This window comes from Nocardia farcinica (assembly GCF_029867845.1).
GTDB lineage: Bacteria > Actinomycetota > Actinomycetes > Mycobacteriales > Mycobacteriaceae > Nocardia > Nocardia farcinica_A.
In genome coordinates this window covers 1-6,939 of record NZ_JARWRU010001112.1, presented here as the reverse complement: position 1 = coordinate 6,939, position 6,939 = coordinate 1, and the positions used below count along the sequence as shown (strand labels likewise).

Here is a 6,939-nt window from a genome sequence, read left to right as displayed (position 1 = left end):
CCCGCCCGGGTATGTTACTGTTTTTCCCCTCCCCGGTCCCCGGGGGGGTGGGTTGCGGGTGGGGGGGCCCCCCCCCGCCAACTGGGGGGGGGGGGGGGGGGGGGGGGGCCCCGACGAGAAGCTGGCCACCGACGTGGTCGTGCTCGACGTCTCCGAGCAACTGGTGATCACCGACTGCTTCATCATCGCCTCGGCGCCCAACGAGCGCCAGGTCAACGCCATCGTCGACAACGTCGAGGAGAAGCTGCGCGCGGCCGGGCACCGTCCGGTCCGCCGCGAGGGCACCCGCGAGGGCCGCTGGGCGCTGCTGGACTATGTCGACGTCGTCGTGCACATCCAGCACAATGACGAACGTAATTTCTATGCGCTGGAACGCCTCTGGAAGGACTGCCCCGTCCTGCCGGTCGAGGGAGTCGGGGGGCCGCGGCCGGAGACGGCCGCCGAGGGAGAAAACGACGCGTGAACAAGTACGCCGGGGTCCGCACGCTGATCCTGCTGCGCCACGGGCAGACCGAATGGAACGCCGCCGACCGCATGCAGGGCCAGATCGACACCGACCTCACCGAGCTGGGCCGCAGGCAGGCGAAAGAGGCCGCCCGCGAACTCGTTTCGCGTAACGCCATCGCCATCGTCAGCTCGGACCTGCGCCGCGCCCACGAGACCGCGCTGGCGTTCGCCGATCACACCGACGTGCCGATCACGGTGGATCCGCGCCTGCGCGAGACCCATCTCGGCGAGTGGCAGGGCCTGACGCACATCGACGTGGACGCGCGGGCACCCGGCGCCAGGGTGGCCTGGCGGCTCGACGCCACCTACCGCCCGCCGGGCGGGGAGAGCAAACTCGAGGTCGGCGCGCGGGCGCTGCCGGTGGTACAGGAGTTGTACAAGGAACGGCAGGATTGGCCCGGCGGGACTATCATCCTCGTTGCGCACGGCGGGCTGATCGCCGCCTTGACGGCCGCGCTGCTCGAACTGCCGCCGCAGAACTGGCCCATCCTCGGTGGACTGGCCAATACCAGCTGGGTGCAGCTGAGCAGCCACGGTCCAGGCATCGACCAGCCCGGCTGGCGTCTCGATGTGTGGAACGCAGCGGCGAAGGTAGCACCCGATGTCCTCTGATGAGCCCGACCGGTCCGTGCCGGACGAACTGTTCCGGCGGAAGGTCAGCGCCAAACCGGAACGTCAACTTCCCGACGCGCTGTTCGGCGGGCCGCCGCCCGCGCCGAGGCAGGTCGGCGCCGAACTCCCGGACGATGACGTCGTGACGGGCGGGCGCGGTCGTGGCGAGGAGCCGCGGTCGGTGCCCGACGAGCTGTTCAAGCTGAAGGTGTCGGCCAAGGCCGAACGCCAACTGCCGGACGTGCTGTTCGGCGGACCGTTCCCCAGTTCCCCGGTGACCGATGCTCCGGCCAGGACCGAGCAGCCCGAATCGGATTCGGACGCTTCGGGTTCCACCGGCGGAGCCGAGGGCGAGGGTGAGCAGGCACAGGCCTGCGACGGTGACTCCACTCCCGACAGCGCGAACGCCCCTCCCGAGGAGGCACCCGCCGTCGAAACCGCTGTCGCCGAGGCCGGCGATGTGGCGGAGGCCGGGGATGTGGCGGAGGCCGACGCATCGGCCGAGGCCGGCGGCACCGCCGGTGCCGACGGCGCCGCCGATACGGCGGGGGCCGACGCGGTGGGTGCGCTCGTCGCGGAGCCGTCCGGGACAGCCTCTGCCGAGGGTGTCGCTGCCGAGGCCGGTCGTTCCGAGACCGGTCTCCCCGAAGCCGCCGCGACCGAAGCCGCCGCGACGGCCGAACCCCCCGAGGCAGCGGATGCCACGGCAGTCGATGCCGACGCGGACCTCGCGGGGACGTCGGAGGGAACCTCGGCAGGCGGCGTGGCCGTCCCCGAGGTGGCCGCGCCCTCCGCGCCCGCACCCGACGAACAGGCGCAGGCGCCCGAGCCCGCCCAGCGGCCGGTCCTGATCGTCGTCGCCGATTCGCTGGCCTATTTCGGCCCGAAGGGCGGCCTGCCCGCCGACCATCCGCGAATCTGGCCGAATCTGGTGGCCGCCGAGCTGGATTGGGACGTGGAGTTGGTCGGCCGGATCGGCTGGACCACCCGGGACGCCTACTGGGCGCTCATCGGCGACCCCAGGATCTGGGCGGCGGTGCCGAAGGCCTCGGCCGTGGTCTTCGCGGTGGGCGGCATGGACACTCTGCCCTCGCCGTTGCCGACCGCGCTGCGTGAACTCATCCGCTACATCCGTCCGCCCGCCCTGCGCCGGGTGGTGCGCAATGTCTACAACTGGCTGCAGCCGAAACTGTCGAAGCTGGGCCGTCCGGTGGCACTGCCGCCGAAACTGAGCGTGGACTATCTGGAGCAGTCGCGTCAGGCGCTGTCCCAGCTGCGCCCGGACCTGCCGTTCGTGGCGGTGCTGCCCTCGGTGCACAACTGCGACGCCTACGGCCGGGTGCACTCCGGTCGCCCGCGGGCGGAGAAGGCGCTGCGTGCCTGGTCGGAGCAGACCTCGGTGCCGCTGGTGGATCTCGGGGAGGCGGTGCGGGAGAACATCTTCTCCGGCGACGCCAACCCCGACGGCATCCACTGGGGCTGGGACGGGCACACCGCGGTCGCGAACGCGATGGTCAAGACCTTGCAGGAGGTTCGGTAGTCCGTGGCCGTCGTGGTCGTCACCGATTCGTCGGCGGGCCTGCCCACCGCAACGGTGGACGAGCTCGGCGTCGCCGTCGTCCCGTTGCACGTGCTGATCGGGGATCGAGCGATCCGTGACGGCGTCGACCCGGTGGAGATCGACTACAGCTCCGACACGGTGACCACCTCGGCGGCCTCGCCCGGCGAGATGCGCGAGGTCTACGAACACGCGCTGGAACGCAGCCACGGTGACGGCGTGGTGGCCGTGCACCTGTCCCGCCAGCTCTCGGCGACCTGGGAGGCGGGCAGGCAGGCCGTGTGCGACCTCGGCCCCGACGCCCGCATCCGCCTGGTCGACTCCCTCGGCGCCGGCCTGGCCACCGGCCTGCCGACCCTGGCCGCCGCCCGTCGCGCGGCCGCGGGCGCGGGCCTGGACGAGGTGTACGAGACCGCCGTCACCGCAGCTCACCGGGCTCGGACCTTCATCCTGGTCAACCGCACCGAGCAGTTGCGCCGCGGCGGCCGTCTGAGCAGCGCGGCCTCGTTCTTCGGCAGCGAGCTGGTCACCAAGCCGATCCTGCAGCTCGTCGAAGGCCGCCTGGAACTGCGGGAGAAGGCCCGCACCCGGTCCAAGGCCCACGCTCGCCTGCTCGCCGCCGCCGTCGACGCGGCAGGCCAGCACGGCGCCGCCGTGGCGGTCCAGCACCTCGGCGCCGCCGACACCGCCGAAATCATCGCGAACCAGCTGCGCGAACGCATCCCCGGCATCACCGAACTGATCGTCGCCGAGTTCGGCCCCGTGCTCGGCGTCCATCTCGGCGTCGGCGCGCTCGGCGTTCTCGTCGTCCCCGGCGGGTGCGGCTGAACCGCCGGGGCACAGCCCCGCGCCGCTGAGTTGTCCCCAACCTCCGAGTTGTCCACAGGCCCGTCGAATCCCCTGTTCGCGCACCGTTTTCCGGCACGGCCGAGCCGTACTCTCGCCGCCATGGTGCGAATCGACGAACGCGAGCGGCGTCGCCGCCGACTGGGGGTGTTGTCCGAGCGAGTGGGTGCGAGCCGGGCGGCGGTGCTTCCGCCGGGGCAGCCGGCGGGCATCGGTCATCCGCGACAGGCGCCGGGCGCGGCCGTCGGCGGTGATACACCCCGGCACGGGGCGGATTCCGTGACCGCCGCCGTCGCCGATCCGGCCGCCGTCCGGGCGTCGTCGGCCGGTGCGATGACCGACGGTCTGCCGCGTGGCCGCGTCTGGTCCGCCGATGGAAAGGCCGACGGGGCGCAGGACATGCACGCACCGGCCGCCACCGCGGTGGCCGAGGGGGTGGCCGATGTCCGGCCACCGCACTGGCTCCGCGACGGGGACGACGGGGACAGCGCTGACGACCGCGACGACCACGACGGGGACGGCGCTGACGGGCGCGGCGGTCCTGACGGGCGCGGCGGTCCTGACGGACACGACGGCGCTGGCTGGCGCGGCGGTGACAGGCGCGGCGGTCCCGGAGGCGACGATGACGGGACGGTCGCCGCCGCCCACGGCTTCCCGGTCGGATCCCGTCGGGATGGTCGCCGCGAACACCGTGAGGAGACAGTCGATTTCGATCCCGACGGCGCGGTCGGCTCGGCAGGCACGCGGATCGACCCCGGCCGCCGGGGCGCGCTCACCCTGGCGGCCGTCGGACTGCTCGCCCTCGTCGTCACGGCCTTCGTGGTCCTGCGCGAACGTCCGGTCGCGCAGCCCGTTCCCGCCCTCGCCGCCGTGCCGACCACCACCGTGGGGCCGGGTGTACCCGCCTCGACCACCCCGGTGGCGGATGTCGCACTCACCCTCGCCGCCACCGCCGGCGCCCCGGCGGAGCTCGTGGTGAGTGTCGTCGGTCTGGTTCACACCAGCGGTCTGGTCCGGCTGCCCGAGGGCGCCCGCGTCGCCGACGCCCTCGCCGCGGCGGGAGGGACACGCGAAGGCGCCGACCTGACCGGCCTCAACCTCGCCCAGCGCGTCCGGGACGGCGACCAGATCGTGGTCGGCTCGACACCGGACGGAGCCGGCCCTTCGGGGAGCGCGACCATCAGCTCCTCCGGTTCCGGCGCGGGCACCGGGCCCGGCGCACAGACCGGCCCCGCGGCGAAGGTGAACCTCAACACCGCCACCGAGGAGGAACTCGACGACCTGCCCGGCATCGGCCCGGTCACCGCCCGCGCCATCCTGGCCTGGCGCACGGCCAACGGCCGCTTCGGCTCGGTCGACCAGCTCGCCGAAGTGGACGGCATCGGACCCACCCGCCTCGCCCGGCTGCGCGATCTGGTGACGGTATGACCAGCGGAGCCCGCGGCAGCCGACGCCGTGCCGACGGCGGGCAGGCACCGTGGCCACGCCGGGAGATCCGCTGGGGAAGCGTTTCGGCCGCCCGGCCACGGCGGCCACACCGGTCGCCCATCGCACCGCACGCGTGCGCCGTGGATACGGGCAGCCAGATCTCCGTTCGGAACAGGGGCGGCGCGGAGACCACCGATCGCGCGGGCCGGGGCGACGGCAGGCCGGAGGGGCCACGACACAGGCTGGGTGTCGTGCCGGCGGGCTCCTGGCCGAAGGACCGCGCGACGCGCGTGGCCATCGGCGTTCGGCGCGCGGTGGTGGGCGAGAGGCGAAGGCGGACCGAGCATCTCGACGCACGGCTGGTGCCGGCGGCGCTGAGCTGCTGGGTGACCACCCTGCTGGTGATCCGATGCGGGTGGCCGATCGGTGTTCTGCTGGCCGCGGCGGCGTCGGTGCTCGCAGTGGGCTGTTGGGCAGTGGCGTCGGGGCGCCGAGGGGGGATCGTCCTCGGTGCCGTCCGGCGACGGTCGGTGCCCTCTGCCGGGGGTGTGCGCGGCGTGATCGGGCGGCACCGGACCAGGGCAGGGCTCACCCGGTTGTGCAGGGGCGTACCGCGCCCACGAAACGGCCGGGCCGTCCTGGTCCGCCGGGCAGGCGGCCCGCGCGTGGTGGCGATCGTGTTGCTCGCGACGGCGGCGGTGACCGCGGGGTTCGCTCTGGCGACGAGCTGGCGGGCCCACCAGGTCGACACCCACCCGCTGCGCGCACTGGGGGAGAAGGCGCGCGTCGAGGTCGTCGTGACTCCGTCCACCGATCCGAAACCGGTGCGCGGCACATCGTTCGACGGCGAGCAGCGGTGGGTGGTGTACGCGGAGCTGGAGCGGTATCGGCGCGGTGACGCGGTGGTGCGCGGCGGGGGAGCGGTCGTGGTGCTCGCTTCCGGGGACGGCTGGGCGTCGGTGGTCCCCGGACAGGCGATCACCTTCGACGCCCGGGTGGGGCAGCCGGCACGCCGGGACCTCACGGTGGCGGTCTTGCGGGCACACAGCGCGCCCGCGGTCGCGGGGCCGTCGCCGTGGTGGGAGCGCGTCGCGGGCACGGTGCGGGCCGGTCTGCGCGAGGCGTCGGCAGCGGCCCTGTCCGAGGAGGCCGCCGGCCTGCTGCCCGCGCTGGTGGTCGGCGACACCGGCCTGCTGCCGGAGGTGGTGCGCGAAGAGTTCGAAACCGCGGGACTGCAGCATTTGTGCGTGGTCAGCGGGGCGAACTTCGCTATCGTGGCCACCGCGGTGCTGGCGCTGGCCCGCCGGATGACCTTGGGGCCGCGGGCATCGGTGGCGGCCGCGGGCGCGGCGATGGCGATGTTCGTGGTGATCGCCCGGCCGGACCCGAGTGTGCTGCGCGCCGCCGCGATGGGGACGGTGACCTTGCTCGCGCTGCTCACCGGCAGAAGGAAGCAGGCGTTGCCCGCCCTCTGCGCCGCCGTCGTCGGCGTGCTGACGATCCGCCCGGAGCTGGCGGTGAGCGCGGGGTTCGCGTTGTCGGTGCTGGCGACGGGCGGGCTGATCCTGCTCGCACCGGGATGGGCGGACCGGCTGCGGGACCGGGGGTGGTGGCAGCTCCCCGCCGAACTCGTGGCGGTCTCGGCCGCCGCGTTCACCGTGACCCTGCCGGTGATGGTGGCGTTGACGGGACGGGTGAGCCTGGTCGCGATCGCGGCGAACGTGCTGGTCGCGCCGGTCGTGGCGCCCATCACGGTGCTCGGGGCGCTGGCGGCGGCGATCGGCTGGCTCTGGCCGCCGGTGGCGCAGGCGATCCTGCACGCGGCCGCCCCGCCGCTGTGGTGGCTGCTGACCGTGGGCGACCGTGCCGCCGCCCTGCCGTTGGCGTCGGTCGGCGTGCCGGGCGGGGCGGCGGGGGGCGCCCCCCCCCCCGGGGCCCCCCGCGCGGGCGGGCGGGCGGTGACCCGCGCCCCGGCGCGGCCCCCCCCC

The 6,939-nt window shown here is 74.2% G+C and carries 6 protein-coding genes; all 6 read left to right on the top strand.

What is annotated here, in order from left to right:
- Positions 1 to 58 precede the first annotated feature (58 nt).
- Positions 59 to 463, top strand: a complete 405-nt coding sequence (rsfS, locus tag QH283_RS24630) for a ribosome silencing factor (RefSeq protein ID WP_280505317.1) — start codon at positions 59 to 61, stop codon at positions 461 to 463.
- Positions 460 to 1,119, top strand: a complete 660-nt coding sequence (locus tag QH283_RS24625; protein ID WP_280505316.1) for a histidine phosphatase family protein — start codon at positions 460 to 462, stop codon at positions 1,117 to 1,119. The genes rsfS and QH283_RS24625 overlap by 4 nt, the downstream gene beginning before the upstream one ends.
- Positions 1,120 to 1,897: 778 nt before the next feature.
- Positions 1,898 to 2,659, top strand: coding sequence for a diglucosylglycerate octanoyltransferase (octT, locus tag QH283_RS30220; protein WP_414689526.1), 762 nt, complete (start codon positions 1,898 to 1,900; stop codon positions 2,657 to 2,659).
- A 3-nt stretch (positions 2,660 to 2,662) separates the two neighbouring features.
- Positions 2,663 to 3,505 carry a DegV family protein gene (locus QH283_RS24615; protein WP_280505314.1) on the top strand — a complete coding sequence of 281 codons (843 nt, stop codon included), beginning with the start codon at positions 2,663 to 2,665 and terminating at the stop codon, positions 3,503 to 3,505.
- 453 nt (positions 3,506 to 3,958) lie between these two features.
- Positions 3,959 to 4,951 carry a ComEA family DNA-binding protein gene (locus QH283_RS24610; RefSeq protein WP_414689527.1) on the top strand — a complete coding sequence of 331 codons (993 nt, stop codon included), beginning with the start codon at positions 3,959 to 3,961 and terminating at the stop codon, positions 4,949 to 4,951.
- A gap of 677 nt (positions 4,952 to 5,628) precedes the next feature.
- The coding region (locus tag QH283_RS24605) for a ComEC/Rec2 family competence protein (RefSeq protein ID WP_280505312.1) at positions 5,629 to 6,939 on the top strand (1,311 nt) is incomplete at its 3' end.